The following is a 13,679-nucleotide window of genomic DNA, read 5'->3' on the forward strand; positions in this document are numbered from 1 at the left end:
CTGTGTGATTCGATTTTTACTTAACCGCTTTGGACAAAGCATCATTTTATTGTTCATTGTGACTGTCATTACCTTTTTTCTCATCAACCTCGCACCAGGTGGGCCCACAGGGGTCATGCGGATGGATGCATCACCCGATGAGCGTCAGGCGGTAATCGAACGTCTCGGCCTGGACCAGCCGGTGATCGTCCGCTATTTTGAGTGGGTGGGGAATGCAGTCACCGGTGATCTGGGCACATCATTCAACTCTAGTGAAGCGGTCGTGGAAAGGATAGCTGAACGGCTGCCTTACACGATGGAACTTACCGTATTCACGATCATTTTTTCCGTTATTGCAGGCATCATCCTTGGGGTCATCTCCGCCTTGAAACGAGGAAAAGCAGCGGATCATGTGATCAACTTTTCGAGTGTCATCGGTTTGTCGGTTCCTTCCTTCTGGCTCGGGCTCATGCTGATTCTCTTATTTTCTGTTGAACTTGGCTGGCTGCCATCGTCCGGTGTCGGACCCAGGGGCGCGGACTTTGACTTTGGGGGCTGGATGGCTCACTTAGCCATGCCGGTACTGATTTTATCGACGACCGTGCTTCCGAATATCGTCCGCTTCACGAGATCATCGATGCTGGAAGTCATTTCACAGAACTATATCCGTACCGCCCGTTCCAAAGGGGCGAAGGAATTCGTCGTGTTGTATGTGCATGCGCTTCGTAATGCGATGATTCCGATCATCAGCATCATTGGCGTGCTGATTCCGAGACTGCTGAGCGGTGCTGTGATCACCGAAGCGATTTTTGGATGGACAGGAATCGGGACGTTGATTATTGAAGCAGCCAATGGCCGTGACTATCCATTGATCATGGGCATTACCGTTGTCATTACGCTTGTCGTTATCATCAGCAATCTGCTTGTCGACATCATTTATTCTCAAGTCGATCCGCGTGTGAAAAACATGGCATAGGAGGGGACCGAATGTTAGGAGCTTCTATAAAAGAAGATATGGAAGAGCAGCACCGGAAAAAGGAAAAGCGGCGCTTCGTATTACTTACAAGATTGAAGCAGAACAAAGTAGCGTTTTTATCATTATGGTTTTTAGTCGTTGTCCACGCCGTCGTCTTTATCGGTCCTGTCCTGTGGCCGATTACTCCGGATGAACTGACCGATGCAGGGGCCCTTGCCGGCTGGACGCTGCAGCACCCCTTCGGAACAGACGACCTGGGCAGGGATGTTTTCGCACGCATGCTTCACGGCGGGCGGGTGACGCTCTTGGTCGGATTATGTGCGATGCTTTTCTCCTTGATCATCGGGACGATCATAGGCGCCTGCGCCGGATTTTTTGGAAAAGTGGTCGAAGCTGTCCTCATGCGCATTACCGAAGCAATGATGGCGATTCCGAACTTTTTCTTCGTCCTTGTCGCCCTTACGGTGCTTGGGACGACGCCATTCATGGTCGTGCTCGTCATCGCACTGACCGGCTGGGTGGAAATTGCCCGGGTCGTATACGGAGAAACGTTGAAGTGGAAAGAATACGAGTTTGTTGAAGCGGCCAATGCGGCCGGGGCTTCTGCTAAAAGGATTCTCTTAAAATATGTCGTTCCGCAGATTCTTCCCTCGATCATTGTCTCCGGAACACTCGCTATTGCCTGGGCCATTCTCACAGAAAGTGCGATCAGCTATCTGGGATTAGGCATCCAGCCACCCACACCGACATGGGGGAACATGCTACAGAATTCCCAACAGTACATCTGGACAGCTCCAATTTTAGGTGTGCTTCCGGGTGTAGCAATTACCATCGTTGTACTGGCTTATAATTTTCTCGGTGATGGACTGAGAGATGCCCTGGATCCGCGTTTTGCGAAAAAATAAAGAGGAGGAAGCGCCTTGTTCATGAACGTGAATGACAATGAGTTGTATTATGAAGTCCATGGAAATCCCGAGGGAGAGGTGATTTTCTTCATCCACGGAGCTCCGGGTCTGGGAGACTGCCGGGGTGATATCAAAGCCTTTTCCGCCTTGGGAGATACGTACAAGCTCGTTTTTATGGATATGAGAGGTTCAGGAAGATCGGAGGGACGTCCCCCTTTTACTCATGAGCAGTGGACGGCGGATATTGAAGCTGTCCGCCTGGAGCTTGTCGGCGGTCCGATCACCATTTTAGGCGGATCGTACGGCGGATTTCTAACGCTCGAGTACGCCATCCGCTACCCTTACAGTGTCACCCGCGTGCTGTTGAGAGATACCGCAGCAAGCAGTGACTTTGATTACCTCTCCATTGACCGGGCCCTTGAGAGTGGGATTGACGGCATTACCGAAGAAAACATGACCCGCCTCTTTGAAGGGAAGGTACACTCCGACGAAGATTTGAAAGAGCTGTTCACTTTGATCCAGCCGCTGTACACGGTGGAATATGATGAAGAAGCCGTCCGTCAGCGCCTCGACCAGATTTACTACAGGCACGAAACCCATAACTTCGCTTTCCGGCATAATAAACCTGCGTTTAATCTGGTTGATCAATTAGCCGGGATCAACGTACCGACGCTGGTAACAGTCGGAAGGCACGACTGGGTCACTCCTGTGATCTGCTCGGAGACCATTGCGTCGTGTGTTCCGAATGCTGAGCTTGTTATCTTTGAAAACAGCGGTCACTCTCCCCAGCTGGAGGAGAATGAAAAATACGTAGAACTGGTCCGTCGTTTTCTCCAAGAACATAGAGCTGTACAGATTCTTTAAAAAGAAGTATGAGACGACTGTAAAATATAGAGATGAAAGAGTGTCAGATTCTATCTGGCACTCTTTCCTTTTTTTGAAGTCTACAAGCGCTATAATCGGCGGGTGGAAAAAGATAGCGGCAATTTGGAACCAAACTCCAAATCTGTTTATCAATCATGGATCCCGGGTGATTACAGCAAGCTTAGTCATGCGCTGAGTCTAGTATTCCATTTTTCCCTTTATATCATTACAATGAAGAATTCTCTCATGGATGATAGATTTACACTATCATCCCTATCGTGTGAAACTTTCTTGGATAGGCATACGTAAAGGCAGGGGAGGTGAGAAATATGTACTTTCCATCCAAAAGAGACCCGTTGTTTTCATTTATGTACGGAGGAATCATTGGAAGCATTGCTCTACTCTATTTATTTGGGGGAGAAGCGGGTGGTCGGCAGTTGATTACATATAAAAGCGTGCCGGGATACCTTCTCAGTGCAGGTATCATAGAGATCGTTTTATGGATTTGGTTTTCGACCGGATACAAAATTGAAGCGGGCATTCTGCACATCCGATTTGGTCCGATGAGAAAAAAGATCCGCATAGAAGATATTCGTAGGGTGGAGCAGAGATACAGTCCGTTTGCCGCTCCTGCATTGGCAGTGAAGCGTCTGGAGATCTATTGGTCCGAGCATACCATCACACACATTTCCCCAAAAGATGAGAAATCTTTTATCCGCCTTTTATACAAGGAGAATCCAAATATTGAAATTAACCGGACGTTGACGGAGGGTTGTGAATGAGTTTGAAGAAGAGAATCATGGCCGTCCTTCTAATGTGGACGATATTGATCCCTTTTTCTATTTTCCTCGGGTATGCGAATGATAATAGGATTGATTCGAATCATTTAATTGGTATGCTGATTGCAGGTTTTGTCATTGGTTTCTGGTTTGTCCCCCTCAGTTATCGGAACGGGAAAAGAAAGGGGAAAAATGATAAAAAAAGATGCTGCATTTCTGTTTTAAAATCCTCATCGAAAAACAAGGGATGGAGTTAAACCATCTGTCCATAACCTTCATCCTAGTACTTATAGATAGTGCAGAGTGGAGCGAAAAGGATTCTCTCCTGGTACTTGAATAGAAGAAAAAAACGGGTGTCATGATGACAGTCGTTTTTCTCTTAGTGTCCAACGGAATATATGTATTGCATTATGTAACTTATATGTTACATTGATAGGGAAGGGATAGATAATTATGGAAAATAAAGTGAAGGTAGCGCGTGTCAGCTACGATTTAACCCAACAGGAGCTTGCAGAGAGGGTTGGTGTAACGCGTCAGACGATCAGCTTAATTGAAAAAGGCCGTTACAACCCAACGTTGAAGCTGTGTCTGGAGATCTGCTATGCCGTTAATAAAACGTTGGATGAGGTATTCTGGCAGGAACGAAAGGAGTAAAAGAAATGGAAAAAATTAAAGATGAACGTCTGCAGTTGAAAAATTTAAAGAACATCAGAATTACATTTATTGTTCAGACTTTAGGAATTATGGGGGTCCTGCTTTATGATTTGATTAACCATGGGATGGACGGGATGACGGATAACCCTGTCTGGTTTGTTTTCATTATGACAGGAGTGGTCAATGCCTACCTTTCCATGACGATCAGTGTGGAGCATGAGAAAACAAAGGGGTCACCCGTCAAGCGATTGTACATAGCTCTCGGGATAATCACATTGATTTCTCTTTTATTTGTTACTTTCATCGCCTTGACGAATGGGTACAACGTGATGGACGGTTTGCTGGTTGGTGGTATCGTTTTTGTCTGTTCGGTCATTCCCGCTTTTTATATGTACGGTCTTCGGCAGAAAGAGCGTGAGGAATAGTCCTTTCTTGTACGGTTTCTCCAAAAAGGATTGAGGTTCCAGGGGGATTTTGGAATAATAAGGCCGTAAAGGAGGATAGTCATGAAAGAATTAACGACCAACATGTCATTATTAATTGTAGGCGCCTGCATCTTATCAGGAGCGATTATTCTTTCCAACGCCCTCACGCAGAGCTCCCAGGAGTCTGGTGAACAGGTTATAGTCCGCGATCAGCATAAGAATCCTCAGCTGATGAGTTATTTAGAACTTCAGGATTACCTGGGCCTCAGTGACGAGCAGATAGAAAAGGTTCTTCCGAAGAAAGAGGGGGATGTTGTGAAGAGTCAGATCCCTTATGTGAAAATCGGCTACGAATATTATTTCCCTGTCAAAGCTGTCGACAAATGGCTGGCCGAAACCGAAACCGCCACTTTTCGCTGATTGAGATTGAAGTGTTTCATCAGGAAACAAAATGGAGCGGAGGAAACCGATGAGAATACATAAAGAGCTGCCCGAAATGATCCATGATAAAAGTAAGGACATAAACTTTTCCGGAGTCGTCTATGTAAAGGACAGGGAACAAGTGCTTTTGAAGAAGGCCTATGGTTACGCAGACAGAGCAGAGAAAAGGCTGAATACATACAACACCCGTTTCGGAACAGCCTCCGGAAGCAAGCTGTTCACCGCTATGGCCGTGTGCCAGCTTGTGGAAAAAGGACAGCTGGAGTTTGATACACCACTGGCCGACTGTCTGGCGATTGAATTCCCTTATTTTGATAAGGATGTAACCATTCATCACCTGCTGACGCATACGTCCGGCCTGCCGGATTATTTTGATGAAGAAGTGATGAAGAATTACGAGGATTTATGGACGGATGTGCCTGTCTATAAAATCGAAACGCTCAAGGATTTTCTGCCCCTTTTTCAAAAGAAACCGATGAACGGCGGTCCTGGGGAGCGGTTCCACTACAACAATGCGGCCTATATTCTGCTTGGGTTGATCATCGAGCAGCAAACAGGAGAGGCGTATACCGATTATGTACAGTCGGAGATTTTTGAGCGCTGCGGGATGTATGACTCCGGGTATTTTTCTCTCGATCAGCTCCCGGTCAATACAGCCTTTGGCTATATTGATGAAAAGGAAAAGGGCACATGGCGGACGAATGTTTATTCCATTCCAAAGCAAGGAGGATCCGATGGCGGGGCGTTTTTATCTGCTCCGGATATGGGGAAGTTCTGGGAAGCGTTATTCCGATATGAACTGCTGAGCGAAGAGATGACCAGCAGACTTCTGCAGCCTTATGTGCAAGTGAATGAGGCGATTCATTACGGGTACGGGATTTGGATGAATCAAAAAGAGGAGCATATATACAAATACCACGTCATGGGCTATGATCCCGGTGTCAGCTTCCGCTCCTCTTATTATCCGGATGCAGGCCTCATCACAGTTGTTCCTTCCAATCAGGAATCCGGACCGTTCGAAGTCACGAATGTCATCGAGGATTTCCTGCTGGGATGGAATAGCGGAAAGTAAAACCATGCTATAATACAGATACAGATCCTGTGAAAAAGGAAGGTGTCGTGGAATGACCAAACATAAAATCTACAGTATGAGTTTCGCAAGCGTTTATCCTCATTACATCACGAAAGCTGAGAAAAAAGGACGCACCAAGGAGGAAGTGGATGAAATCATCCGCTGGCATACCGGACTGTCTCAGGCACAGCTGGAGGAGCACTTGGAAGAAAAGACGGATTTTGAAACTTTTTTTGAGGAAGCGCCTGAGCTTCATCCGTCACGTAATCTGATCAAAGGGGTCGTCTGCGGTGTCCGGGTGGAAGACATTGAAGAACCGATCATGCAGGAAATCCGCTATCTGGATAAGATGGTGGATGAATTGGCGAAAGGCAAAGCTATGGAAAAAATACTGCGAAACTAAAAAACGCCGCTCTGGAAAGGAGCGGCGTTTTTTGATGAGGCGGGATGTATTGTTATATAAGAGATTGAAGGAGAAATGGGTTATCCATTTTCTTTTATATATTCCTCCGTGAGTGTAATGAAAGCCTGAAGGGCAGGGGACATCCATTTATTTTTATGCCAGAAGAGCTGCTGTTGGATGTTAAAGGCAGGCCCGTTCCAGTTCAGCTTGGAGATGGTTTTATCTGCTATTTCTTTCTGGACGGCGATTTCCGGAAGCACGGCTACACCAAGACCAGCCTTCACACATTCTTTGATTGCAGATATATCCCCGATTTCAAGCTTACTGTTTGGTGCTGTACCAGATTGAATCAGAGCATTTTCGAAAGAAGTCCTGTAATCACATGCTTCTGTCAGCAGGAGCTTCTCCTGCGCCACATCGTAAGGGGTCACTCCACCTTTATCCCTTAAGGGGTGGGCTGGATTGGATATAAGCGCGACTGGTTCTTCTTTCAATTCCTTTACTGTGAAGGAGCTGGATGTCAGAGGATGCATGGATAGCAGACCAACGTCGATCTGCCCCTCGGACAACAAATGCAGAATATCCTTTTCGGCCACGGCCGGCCTGAATATCAGTTCAATGTTCGGGTATTTTTCCTGAAAGGCCTTTAAAATGTGGGGGAGTCTGTACGTGCAGTGGGTTTCGGATGCGCAGATCCGCAGCATTCCTCCTGGGTTTTGATTTTTACCTCCGGTTACATAAACAGCTTCTTCTGTTAAACCAAGGATTTTATCCGCATAATCAAGAAGTTGTTCTCCTGCCTTTGTTAAAAACACCCTCCTGCCCAGCCTTTCAAAAAGTGGGGCGCCGATTTCTTCTTCCAGGGCATAAATATTCCCTGTAATGCTGGATTGGGCATAGCCGAGAATCTGGGCGGTTTTAGTGAAATTCAACTCTATGGCTGCGGTTTGAAACATCTTTAACTGCTTCATTTCCATACGTGTTCGTCCTCTCTCTGATCAATTCTCCCGATCGTTTTGATCATTAATTTTCTGTAGATTGATCATAACAATTTTTATATGATGGAGACAGTCCCAAATAAACGAAAAATTTTGAACTTGCAGCTGGGAAAGACTACCTTATATTTTTAAGGCCAATGAACAAAGAGCTTGAACAGGAGGGATTGGATATGCATTTTGACTACTACTGCCAGACTAAAATTGTGATGGGACCTGGACGTTCCAAGGAAGTACCGGGACTGCTGAAGGAGATGACAGAGCCAGGGGCAACCGTGATGGTCGTGAGCGATCCAGGTGTGAAAAAGGCTGGAATCGTGAAGCCTGTTTTAGATTCTCTTGAAGATGCGGGCTATCGGGTGGTGGATTTTGACCAGGTATCTCCGAATCCGCGCGATACCGAATGCCTGATAGGAGCGGAAGTGTTTCAAAAAGAAAAAGCTTCCGCTGTCCTTGGGATTGGCGGTGGAAGTCCCATCGATACCGCAAAAGCGGTAGCGCTTCTTGGACCGAACGGCGGCCGTCCAGAAGACTATGTAGAAGGGAAAAGGGCTTATACGAATGCAGCACCGATCCTCTGTATTCCAACTACGGCCGGCACCGGATCAGAAGTTACCCGCTCTTCGGTCATTACACTCGCGGACTCGCACCGGAAAATCACGCTGAAGCACGCGATGCTCCGTCCGGTAACAGCCGTACTGGACCCAAAACTGACGTTAACGGTACCAAAGGACGTAACGGCAGCAACAGGAGTCGATGCCCTTGTCCATGCTATCGAGGGATATTCGTGTAAGGTGACGAACCCTGTATCACAGGCGATGGGAGCAAGAGCGATGGAGGTCATTGTCGAGCATCTTCCTCAAGTGTTTGAACACGGAGCAGATCTGGAAGCACGGGCGAAAATGCAGGAGGGAAGCCTGCTTGCGGGTCTATGCTTTGGGTCAGCGGATGTAGCGGCTGTCCACTGCTTGGCGGAAGCGCTTGGAAGCTTCTATGATACTCCGCACGGCGTAGCGAATGCCATATTCCTTCCTCATGTCATGGAGTTCAACGCGCAGGAAAACGTGCCGCTGCACGCGGAAATGGCCCGGCTAATGAAGATGGCAGAAGATAACGATCCGGATGAGGAGGCAGTAGAGAAATTCGTCCGTAAAATCGATGCGTTCACAAAACAGCTGGATATTCCTCTTTTGAGTGAAATACCTTCTGTTCAAGAAGAAGATTTCCAGCGTATGGCTGAACTTGCGGAACGCAACAACTCGACCCCGAGCAATGCCCGGACGATTACGAAAGAAGATTATCTGCAGATATTAACGACGGCCTTTCAATCTCCGATTCTTTGAGAATCAATGCATAGAAGGATAGAATGGGAGAGAAGGGAGTTGTTACCATGAATGAAGAACAGGTATTTCAACAAATTGCACTCGTTAGAAAAGCGACATTGAAAATGCTGGATGGAATTACGGAGGAACAGGCAGACCTCCAGCCGAAAGGATTTGCGAACAATATCCGGTGGAATCTTGGTCATATTGTTGCTGCTCAAAATGGGATGGTGGCTAAGTTTGCCGGTACACCGGTCGAAACACCTCCGCGCTTTTTCCAATTATTCGCTCCAGGAACGAAGCCGGCGGATTGGGAAGGTAACGTCCCCAGCCTTGATGAATTGAAAAAACACCTGGAAGAGCAGCCGGCACTCCTGCAGGAAGCTCTCACGGGCAAACTTGATGACGAAGCAGCAGAAGAGTTTCTATCCATGAAAACCGTTGGTGAAATTCTGAATTTCACGCTGTATCACGAAGGGGTACATACGGGAACAATAAAAGCGATCAAAGCACAGACCGATCAAAAGTAAGAAGCAGACCGGCCGGATTTCCGGCCGGTTTTTGCATAGGATGAGAGGTAGAAGTATGGATGATAACGTATTCGAATAATTAGCGGAAAAGGATGTCAATTTTTTTCCGGATATATCAATTATTTTTGCGATATATCGACTAAATCTGTAATATATCGATTTTTTTCTGATTATATCAGTCAAATCTGGGATATATCGATAAATCGCGTCACCCACCATAAAGAATTATAAGAAATCAGGTTAGCAGCTACCGTTCAAGGGAAGGAATTAGAAGAATTCCAATACTTAAGAACAGAATGGTGTGCCGCGTATGAGTTTCTTCTACTATATAAAAAAGTACTTCAAAATGAGCCGGCGTCAACGCAAGAGTGAGCTGAAATCCACGATCTGGTTTATGCCGTTCTGGTATATTCTCGGGGCTGTCGGATTATCGGCGTTCACCTTTTACCTCGATTATATCGTGGACGTCAGCTTGTACCTGCCGGCGCCCATCGGTTTCAGCGGACAGACGCTGCAGGTGCTGCTGAGTGCGCTCGTCGGAGGCGTTCTTACTTTGAGCGCGTTTACAATCAACTCGCTGCTTGTTGCCTTAACTACGTTCAGCGGGCAGTTTTCATCCAAAATGCTCGTCAACTTTGTCAGTGACCGGGCCACTCAACATGTGCTCGGCATTTTCAACGGAAGCTTCATTTATGTGCTGTTAAACTTCCTGTATGTGACGCATGAGGAAGAGGAGTACATCGCCGCAACGCCGGTTCTGTCAATTCTGACGGCGATTATTGCCGCTGTCACCTTCATCTATTTTATCAACCATACGACGACATGGATGCAGGTGCACAATATCAGCTACAATATGAACGCCAAGTCCCAGTCTGTTCAGACCGCTTTGGAGAAGGAGCTGGCTCCTTTTCATCTCAACAAGGAAATCGAACCGACTTCACTTCCTGCTGATGACGAGGGGAAGGTGCTGAAATCACATCAGTCCGGTTACCTTCAGGTGGCAGATTTTGCAAAGCTCGTCAAGACGGCCTCACGGGAGGATGCTCTCCTGAGGTTTGATGTAAGGATCGGTGAGTTTGTTGTGGAGGGGACCCCGCTTCTCACTTATTGGGAAAAGGGCTCCAAGATTCATCCGGAGCGTTATTTTAAGTCGATTGAAATTGGTGTAAAGCAGACAGAAATTCAGGACCTCGAATACGGGCTGATCAAGCTTGCAGAGGTAGCCATCAAAGCGCTCGGTCATAACGACCCGCTGACGGTGACGAATACCATCCATCAGATTACGGATCTCTTGAAGCGCATCGGCCAGTCCACCAATTTCTCTCCCTACCTTTTTGACCAGGAACAGCAGCTGCGGGTGATTTTGAATCAGAAGGATTTCCGTTATTATCTTCATAAAGGATTCGCGTCGATCCGGGAATACGCCAACCAAAATTCAACGATTATGACGGAACTGCTGACGATGATTTCCCTGCTCAGCAAAACGATGGACGAGGACGTTCACGAGGATCTGTGGGAATTCGCGCGTCAGACGATTCTTGGCTTCGATAATTACAGTCTCTATGAAAATGACTGCCTGTACATTATTGAACAGCTTTCCGAGCTTTCCAAGAATACAGGTCATCAGGAGGATTACCTGTTTCTACTCGAATATATGCTGCAGCGTGTCAGTTCAAAAAGTGCAGCAACGGTACCTCAGAAAGCATCCGGAGAGTATGAGCAGGAGCTTTCTTAACACGAAAAAGGCTTATCCGATTTTGGATAAGCCTTTTTCGTGCTGCGGACCATCTGTCGTTTTGAAATACTTGATATGCAGAGGGTTATCTATTAAAAAGGGAGACGGCCGGAAATCCAAAAGGATTCCCGGCGTGCCCAGGTCATGTAGAAAGGAAATAAGTTTGCGAATGATGTTGGTCTGAACAAATTAAGTACGGATTTCGCTCCATCGGAAAGTACTTCACTGTCGTTGGTTTTAACTCCATAAAGAGTAAAAGCTGCTCGTTAGAGGCGAAAGCCCCCAGATCACAGCAGACAGGTTTGTTATATTCGTTGTGAAAACTTATTCCAGTATACATTTCCCCCCCTAAGGAATTGGAGTAATTCCATTTTAAATTCCCCCTCAGAACATGCATTCCCGTCACTGAGTCTCATAAACATTTTTGAGAAATAATTTTAATTACTATCTTATGATATTTATTGGCTGCTTGTAGGAGCTATTATTTAAGGGAAATCGTGAGAGGCTTTACATTGCTCTGATTTAGGGTGTGTACAAAACTTTTCATGACCGGTATGAGAGAGGGGGACTGTAATGGAGACGGTTATTTTAGCTGTTGTTATAACCATTCTTGTAGTCGCAGGATGGGGAGGAATCATGCTGAAAGATCTGCCTGTGAAGCTGAATGGACAGTGGATGTATGTGGCCACTGCGGTATTGAGTGGATTTCTTTTGATTTTAATCGCTCTCAATTTTTAGAACATTCATTGTTTTTTGAGGAAAATAATTCCAATTTATATTACAATGAAACCAGCTTATTTACATAGGAGGGTTTTTGGATGAGGGTGAAAACAACCCAATGGGATCTGGAATCTGTCCGCCCAGGTGGGCGGGAAGTGGCGCTGGAGGAACAGATGGAGCAAATCGTTCATCAGCTTGAAAGAAGAAAGAGCGAGTTGGAGAAAGGGAATGAAGATACGCTAATAGAGGAAGCTGTTGAAAACATTCTACATGTACAGGAACTTCAAACAAAGATATTCGAATTGGATGAATATATCATCTGCCGGCAGTCCACAAACGTTACAGATGCAAAATGGCGCGATATGGCCGGGCGGTGCAGCTTTTTAAAATCTAAATTTAATACGATGATGGTTTCGTTCCGCCTGTTCCTGGCAAAGGTTTCGATCACTCAATGGGAACAACTCGTAGAACATCCGGAGGTTCGATCCGCCCGATTTTATTTAAATGAAGAAAGAAGAAAAATGGAGGACCAGCTTTCTCCTGAGATGGAAGCACTTATTCATGACCTTGCTGTGGATGGGTTTGATGGGTGGGAAGATCATTACGAGCAGGAATTATCGAACCTCCGCGTAAGGGTGGAAGCGAACGGAGAAGCTCAGAGTATTCCTTTCAGCCAGGCTTTTGTACAAGCGGCCTTTTCTCACGATCGTCGTGTAAGGAAAGCTGTAGGTGAAGAAATCTTAAACACCTGTGAAGCGAATGCCGATCGGTTTGCTTCTATTTTCAATCACTTTGCTGGATTTCGAAACGAGCTTTACCGAATTCGTGACTGGTCTAATCCGTTGAAGGAAATGCTGGATCAAAACCGCATACGTGAAACGACCATCTCGAGTTTGATGAACACTCTGCATGAACATAAACACTTGCTGCATCAATTTTTCCAAAGAAAAGCTGAATTGAGTAAGGTCGATAAGCTGACATGGTATGACACGCAGGCGCCGACGTATACCTCAGAAACATCGCTCACCTATGACGAAGCGGCACAAATTATTATTCGTCAGTTCCACTCTTTCAGTGAAAAACTGGGGGTGTTTGCTGAACGCGCATTCGAACAGGGGTGGATTGATGCAGAGCCTTCTGAACATAAACGTCATGGTGCCTTTTGTGCATCACTTCCGGCGGCTGAAGAAAGCCGCGTGCTTCTGTCGTTTACAGGCAGTTATCAGGATGTGGTCACGCTTGCCCACGAACTGGGGCATGCCTACCATAATTTAATCCTACATGAACAGCCGGGTTTTGCCAGACAGATTGGTACAGGACTTGCAGAAACAGCTTCTACATTCCTTGAAAATCTTGTCCTTGATGCAGCAATTGAACATGCGGAAACAAAAAATGATCAACTCTCTCTTTTGGAGATGAAAATTACTAATGGACTGAAGTATACCGCCTTTATCCCGGCAAAGTTTGAGTTTGAAAGAGCTTTTTATGAACGTCGGAAGCATGGGGCCCTTTCAGCTGATGAACTCGTTCAATTGAATACTGAAAAAGAAGAGGAGTGGTTCAAAGGCACCTTGGCGGATGTAAATGGATATACATGGATGACGATTCCACATTTCTATAGTACAGAAAAGGCCTATTATAACCTTCCGTACACGATAGGTTACTTGTTCAGTAACGGTCTATATTCGATGTACTTAAAGGAACGGGAGGGCTTTCCAATAATGTATGACCAACTGCTTGAGAATTCTGGAAAGCGTACGATGGAAGAACTGGGAAGGGAATTTCTGAATGAGGATTTGACTGGATCAGACTTCTGGGAAGCTTCTTTAGAACCTTTAAAGGATGCAGTAGAAAAGTATATAAAACTTACAAAGTGACT

The 13,679-nt window shown here is 46.1% G+C and carries 15 protein-coding genes; 14 read left to right on the plus strand and 1 reads right to left on the minus strand.

Annotation, left to right across the window (positions count from 1 at the left end; translation table 11 throughout):
• The first annotated feature begins 4 nt into the window (after positions 1–4).
• From H615_RS0103255 to H615_RS0103300, 9 genes are all read left to right on the plus strand, one after another.
• Positions 5–955 (plus strand): ABC transporter permease, encoded by a 951-nt coding sequence (locus H615_RS0103255; RefSeq protein WP_027953801.1) that lies wholly within the window; start codon positions 5–7, stop codon positions 953–955.
• Between the two features lie 11 nt (positions 956–966).
• Entirely contained in the window at positions 967–1,860 is an 894-nt protein-coding gene (locus tag H615_RS0103260; RefSeq protein WP_027953802.1) for an ABC transporter permease, read from the plus strand.
• A gap of 21 nt (positions 1,861–1,881) precedes the next feature.
• Positions 1,882–2,724, plus strand: a complete 843-nt coding sequence (locus H615_RS20815) for an alpha/beta fold hydrolase (protein WP_244877726.1) — start codon at positions 1,882–1,884, stop codon at positions 2,722–2,724.
• Between the two features lie 329 nt (positions 2,725–3,053).
• A complete protein-coding gene (locus H615_RS0103270; protein WP_027953803.1) occupies positions 3,054–3,506 on the plus strand; it encodes a PH domain-containing protein in 453 nt (150 codons plus the stop codon).
• A gap of 450 nt (positions 3,507–3,956) precedes the next feature.
• Positions 3,957–4,157 (plus strand): helix-turn-helix transcriptional regulator, encoded by a 201-nt coding sequence (locus tag H615_RS0103280; RefSeq protein ID WP_027953805.1) that lies wholly within the window; start codon positions 3,957–3,959, stop codon positions 4,155–4,157.
• A 5-nt stretch (positions 4,158–4,162) separates the two neighbouring features.
• Positions 4,163–4,582, plus strand: coding sequence for a hypothetical protein (locus H615_RS0103285; protein WP_027953806.1), 420 nt, complete (start codon positions 4,163–4,165; stop codon positions 4,580–4,582).
• Positions 4,583–4,663: 81 nt separating this feature from the next.
• Complete coding sequence (locus H615_RS0103290; RefSeq protein ID WP_027953807.1) at positions 4,664–5,002, plus strand: MerR family transcriptional regulator; 339 nt, start codon at positions 4,664–4,666, stop codon at positions 5,000–5,002.
• Between the two features lie 49 nt (positions 5,003–5,051).
• Positions 5,052–6,095, plus strand: coding sequence for a serine hydrolase domain-containing protein (locus H615_RS0103295; protein WP_027953808.1), 1,044 nt, complete (start codon positions 5,052–5,054; stop codon positions 6,093–6,095).
• A 52-nt stretch (positions 6,096–6,147) separates the two neighbouring features.
• Positions 6,148–6,498 (plus strand): DUF2200 domain-containing protein, encoded by a 351-nt coding sequence (locus tag H615_RS0103300; RefSeq protein ID WP_027953809.1) that lies wholly within the window; start codon positions 6,148–6,150, stop codon positions 6,496–6,498.
• 80 nt (positions 6,499–6,578) lie between these two features.
• On the opposite strand, the gene H615_RS0103305 is transcribed toward H615_RS0103300, so the two are convergent.
• The gene (locus tag H615_RS0103305; protein ID WP_027953810.1) at positions 6,579–7,475 is read right to left on the minus strand and encodes a LysR family transcriptional regulator; all 897 of its coding nucleotides are present in this window, start codon (positions 7,473–7,475) and stop codon (positions 6,579–6,581) included.
• Between the two features lie 191 nt (positions 7,476–7,666).
• On the opposite strand from H615_RS0103305, the gene H615_RS0103310 reads away from it, so the two are divergent.
• The 5 genes from H615_RS0103310 to H615_RS0103330 all read left to right on the plus strand — a co-directional run bounded on the left by H615_RS0103310 (position 7,667) and on the right by H615_RS0103330 (position 13,677).
• A complete protein-coding gene (locus tag H615_RS0103310; RefSeq protein ID WP_027953811.1) occupies positions 7,667–8,836 on the plus strand; it encodes an iron-containing alcohol dehydrogenase in 1,170 nt (389 codons plus the stop codon).
• A gap of 47 nt (positions 8,837–8,883) precedes the next feature.
• Positions 8,884–9,345, plus strand: coding sequence for a DinB family protein (locus tag H615_RS0103315; RefSeq protein ID WP_027953812.1), 462 nt, complete (start codon positions 8,884–8,886; stop codon positions 9,343–9,345).
• A gap of 310 nt (positions 9,346–9,655) precedes the next feature.
• Positions 9,656–11,080 (plus strand): DUF2254 domain-containing protein, encoded by a 1,425-nt coding sequence (locus H615_RS20820; protein ID WP_051254576.1) that lies wholly within the window; start codon positions 9,656–9,658, stop codon positions 11,078–11,080.
• Between the two features lie 573 nt (positions 11,081–11,653).
• Positions 11,654–11,818 (plus strand): hypothetical protein, encoded by a 165-nt coding sequence (locus tag H615_RS22250; RefSeq protein WP_156896427.1) that lies wholly within the window; start codon positions 11,654–11,656, stop codon positions 11,816–11,818.
• An 80-nt stretch (positions 11,819–11,898) separates the two neighbouring features.
• Complete coding sequence (locus H615_RS0103330) at positions 11,899–13,677, plus strand: M3 family oligoendopeptidase (RefSeq protein ID WP_027953813.1); 1,779 nt, start codon at positions 11,899–11,901, stop codon at positions 13,675–13,677.
• Positions 13,678–13,679: the final 2 nt, after the last annotated feature.

The organism is Halobacillus kuroshimensis DSM 18393 (assembly GCF_000425705.1).
GTDB lineage: Bacteria > Bacillota > Bacilli > Bacillales > Halobacillaceae > Halobacillus > Halobacillus kuroshimensis.

What these genes read in the sequence shown, in the direction of transcription:
- H615_RS0103260 (WP_027953802.1), top strand. Translation starts at nt 967, where the DNA reads ATGTTAGGAGCTTCTATAAAAGAAGATATGGAAGAGCAGCACCGGAAA.
- H615_RS20815 (WP_244877726.1), top strand. Translation starts at nt 1,882, where the DNA reads ATGAACGTGAATGACAATGAGTTGTATTATGAAGTCCATGGAAATCCC.
- H615_RS0103270 (WP_027953803.1), top strand. Translation starts at nt 3,054, where the DNA reads ATGTACTTTCCATCCAAAAGAGACCCGTTGTTTTCATTTATGTACGGA.
- H615_RS0103280 (WP_027953805.1), top strand. Translation starts at nt 3,957, where the DNA reads ATGGAAAATAAAGTGAAGGTAGCGCGTGTCAGCTACGATTTAACCCAA.
- H615_RS0103285 (WP_027953806.1), top strand. Translation starts at nt 4,163, where the DNA reads ATGGAAAAAATTAAAGATGAACGTCTGCAGTTGAAAAATTTAAAGAAC.
- H615_RS0103290 (WP_027953807.1), top strand. Translation starts at nt 4,664, where the DNA reads ATGAAAGAATTAACGACCAACATGTCATTATTAATTGTAGGCGCCTGC.
- H615_RS0103295 (WP_027953808.1), top strand. Translation starts at nt 5,052, where the DNA reads ATGAGAATACATAAAGAGCTGCCCGAAATGATCCATGATAAAAGTAAG.
- H615_RS0103300 (WP_027953809.1), top strand. Translation starts at nt 6,148, where the DNA reads ATGACCAAACATAAAATCTACAGTATGAGTTTCGCAAGCGTTTATCCT.
- H615_RS0103305 (WP_027953810.1), bottom strand. Translation starts at nt 7,475, where the DNA reads ATGGAAATGAAGCAGTTAAAGATGTTTCAAACCGCAGCCATAGAGTTG.
- H615_RS0103310 (WP_027953811.1), top strand. Translation starts at nt 7,667, where the DNA reads ATGCATTTTGACTACTACTGCCAGACTAAAATTGTGATGGGACCTGGA.
- H615_RS0103315 (WP_027953812.1), top strand. Translation starts at nt 8,884, where the DNA reads ATGAATGAAGAACAGGTATTTCAACAAATTGCACTCGTTAGAAAAGCG.
- H615_RS20820 (WP_051254576.1), top strand. Translation starts at nt 9,656, where the DNA reads ATGAGTTTCTTCTACTATATAAAAAAGTACTTCAAAATGAGCCGGCGT.
- H615_RS22250 (WP_156896427.1), top strand. Translation starts at nt 11,654, where the DNA reads ATGGAGACGGTTATTTTAGCTGTTGTTATAACCATTCTTGTAGTCGCA.
- H615_RS0103330 (WP_027953813.1), top strand. Translation starts at nt 11,899, where the DNA reads ATGAGGGTGAAAACAACCCAATGGGATCTGGAATCTGTCCGCCCAGGT.